A 3,164-nucleotide genomic window follows, 5' to 3' on the forward strand; every position below is an offset into this window, starting at 1 on the left:
TAGCTGAACAGGAGGGACAGCTGATAGAAACAGAAGCCACTGGAGCACCTCAAAAACACCATCATACACTAAATCAGTAAGTTGGCAGCATCACCCTTCTGCCGGGCTAATAACCTGGTCCCGAGCATGAGCCGGCGTGGCAACTGCTGGGATACTCATTCTAATATACTTTCAAATACCGGATCGGACTGACCCGTGCTGGGATTGGCTCGAATGCCTTTGTGTTGACCTGTCGTCCGATTCTGGTATTTCCCGGGCATAGCCGGGCCCAGCGTTTGTGACCTGATAGGAGCTTTGTGCTGCATCTTGAGTGTCCTGTCCTGCGATGGGGATGGTTGTGCTACTGATATCTGGGGGGTAAACCATGCAAAACAATTTTCAATCTCCTGAAAGCGTGATCCTGGGTGTCGATACACACCTTGATATTCATGTCGGTGCTGTTATCAGTCAGGCGGGTAAGCTGCTTGGTACTCGCATTATTCAAACAAATCAAATTGGCTATCAGGAGCTATTTGATTGGGCTAAATCTTTTGGAGTTCTCGAACGAGCAGGTATTGAAGGAACCGGAACTTATGGTGCTGCATTAACACGTTTTCTTATTAAAAATAGTATTTATGTTGTTGAAGTTAACCGACCAGACCGCTCAAAACGCCGCCTTGAAGGAAAGTCAGATCCACTGGATGCAGAGAATGCAGCCCGCACCGTACTTTCGGGGAGCAGCAAAGCCATACCCAAAATGCAATCCGGCGCGTGTGAAGCTCTCCGGATAATTAGCGTTGCCCGACGTAGCGCTGTAAAAGCCCGTACTCAGGCGATTAACCAGCTTCGTTCGCTGCTGGTTAGTGCACCGCAGGATGTCCGCGACAAACTCTGGAAATCGAAACCACACGAGTGCGTAGCTGCCTGTATTAACTGCGAAGTATCAGAGTACTCTCCACTGCGTATAGCTCTGTACAGCACGCTTAGAAGCCTTGCGAAACGATGGGGGGCACTGACTGAAGAGTTGAATGAACTGGACGAATCGCTGGATAAACTGACCCGTAAATATGCCAGTAACCTTCGTAGCCAGTTTGGCGTAGGGCCACAGACGGCAGCCACACTGCTGGCAGTTGCAGGTGATAATCCCGAACGTTTAAAAAATGAAGCAGCACTGGCATCGCTTTGTGGCGTAAATCCGCTGCCAGCATCATCAGGAAAAACAGTCAGGCACAGATTAAATCGAGGTGGCTCACGTGAAGCAAACAATGCCCTGTGGACAATAGCCCTTGTGCGTATGCGAAGTGATCCGCGGACAAGAATCTATGTCGACAGACGAACTGGTGAAGGGCTATCGACCAAAGAGATCCTGAGATGTCTAAAACGCTACATCGTCCGTGAACTCTACCCATTGATTTTATCAGATCTCACATATGCCAATCGCCCGCTCTTGACATAGGAGCGTCAATGCGGTGGCCGAATCGTTCTTCAGTTCACTGAAAAAAGAGCGCATCAGGAAGAGAATATACAAAACCCGGGATCTAGCCCGGGCGGATATCTTCGATTACATTGAAGTGTTCTACAACCGGGCCCGGCGCCACAGTCACCTCGGCGGCGTCAGTCCGGAGGCCTTCGAACAGGCCTCGTCGTGAGGACAGAATTTGTCTACGGGCGTGGGGTCAGTCCAATCAACGGCTCGGAAGTGTCTAGATTATCCGTGGCGATTCAATTATTCTAAAGTTTTCGACCGCTATACACTCTTATCATTCTTTGTTAATCGTTTATTAAGATAATAAATATAAGGACGAAACCATGAACGATGTCATTCGTGACTTTTTCAAAATGGAATCAGCTGGTGGTATTCTTCTCGTGATTGCCGCGGCAATTGCGATGACCATTGCTAACTCACCGCTGGGCGAAACTTATCAATCTGTACTGCATACTTATGTATTTGGTATGTCAGTTTCTCACTGGATTAATGACGGCCTAATGGCTGTTTTCTTCTTACTCATTGGCCTTGAAGTTAAGCGAGAGCTGCTTGAAGGTGCGTTAAAATCAAAAGAAACCGCAATTTTCCCTGCGATTGCAGCGGTTGGCGGTATATTAACTCCTGCTCTTATTTACGTAGCCTTTAATGCCAACGATCCTGAGGCGATTTCTGGTTGGGCAATTCCAGCGGCGACAGATATCGCTTTTGCTTTAGGTATCATGGCGTTATTAGGTAAGCGTGTACCAGTAAGCCTAAAAGTGTTCTTGCTGGCGGTTGCTATCATCGATGATTTAGGTGTAGTTGTTATTATCGCGCTATTTTACACCGGTGACCTGTCGACCATGGCGTTGCTTGTTGGCTTCATCATGACTGGTGTCCTATTCATGTTGAATGCGAAGGAAGTAACAAAACTTACGCCATACATGATCGTCGGTGCGATCTTATGGTTCGCGGTGCTTAAATCTGGTGTTCACGCAACATTGGCAGGTGTAGTGATTGGTTTTGCTATCCCACTAAAGGGAAAGCAGGGCGAACATTCTCCACTTAAACATATGGAGCACGCGCTTCACCCATACGTGGCATTTGGTATTCTGCCTCTATTCGCATTTGCCAATGCGGGGATTTCGTTAGAAGGCGTATCGATGTCAGGTCTAACTTCAATGCTGCCACTCGGTATTGCTTTGGGTCTACTGGTTGGTAAGCCTCTAGGTATCTTTACCTTTAGCTGGGCAGCGGTAAAAATGGGCGTTGCTAAGTTACCTGAAGGCGTTAACTTCAAGCATATCTTTGCGGTATCTGTGTTGTGTGGTATTGGCTTTACAATGTCTATCTTCATTTCCTCTTTAGCGTTCGGAAATGTAAGTCCTGAATTTGATACCTATGCTCGACTCGGTATCTTAATGGGTTCTACGACAGCAGCATTACTTGGCTATGCCTTACTGCACTTTTCTTTGCCTAAGAAAGCGCAAGCGTAAGATAAAAATGAGCTATTTTGTAAAGCCTCCCAATCGGGATAACACCGATCAGTTAAGGCATTGATCAGTTGAACGATCCTACGGATGGTTAACAATACCCTCAGTACACTAATTGCTGAGGGTATTTTTGGCACTGTTGCAAATAGTCGGTGGTGATAAACTTATCATCCCCTTTTGCTGATGGAGCTGCACATGAACCCATTCAAAGGCCGGCATTTTCAGCG

The 3,164-nt window shown here is 47.2% G+C and carries 2 protein-coding genes and 1 pseudogene; all 3 read left to right on the forward strand.

Features of this window, described 5'->3' with window-relative positions:
* Window positions 1–364 precede the first annotated feature (364 nt).
* The 3 genes and pseudogenes from HII27_RS26670 to nhaA all read left to right on the forward strand — a co-directional run bounded on the left by HII27_RS26670 (window position 365) and on the right by nhaA (window position 2,940).
* Window positions 365–1,435 (forward strand): IS110 family RNA-guided transposase, encoded by a 1,071-nt coding sequence (locus HII27_RS26670; protein ID WP_001180633.1) that lies wholly within the window; start codon window positions 365–367, stop codon window positions 1,433–1,435.
* 7 nt (window positions 1,436–1,442) lie between these two features.
* Window positions 1,443–1,628, forward strand: a pseudogene (locus tag HII27_RS26675) (IS3 family transposase); the annotation flags it as partial.
* A 160-nt stretch (window positions 1,629–1,788) separates the two neighbouring features.
* Complete coding sequence (nhaA, locus tag HII27_RS26680) at window positions 1,789–2,940, forward strand: Na+/H+ antiporter NhaA (RefSeq protein WP_001000602.1); 1,152 nt, start codon at window positions 1,789–1,791, stop codon at window positions 2,938–2,940.
* Window positions 2,941–3,164 lie beyond the last annotated feature (224 nt).

The sequence above is a fragment of the Kluyvera sichuanensis genome (genome assembly GCF_014218705.1).
Lineage (GTDB): Bacteria > Pseudomonadota > Gammaproteobacteria > Enterobacterales > Enterobacteriaceae > Kluyvera > Kluyvera sichuanensis.

Coding starts and splice junctions, on each gene's coding strand:
- HII27_RS26670 (WP_001180633.1), top strand. CDS start 365: ATGCAAAACAATTTTCAATCTCCTGAAAGCGTGATCCTGGGTGTCGAT.
- nhaA (WP_001000602.1), top strand. CDS start 1,789: ATGAACGATGTCATTCGTGACTTTTTCAAAATGGAATCAGCTGGTGGT.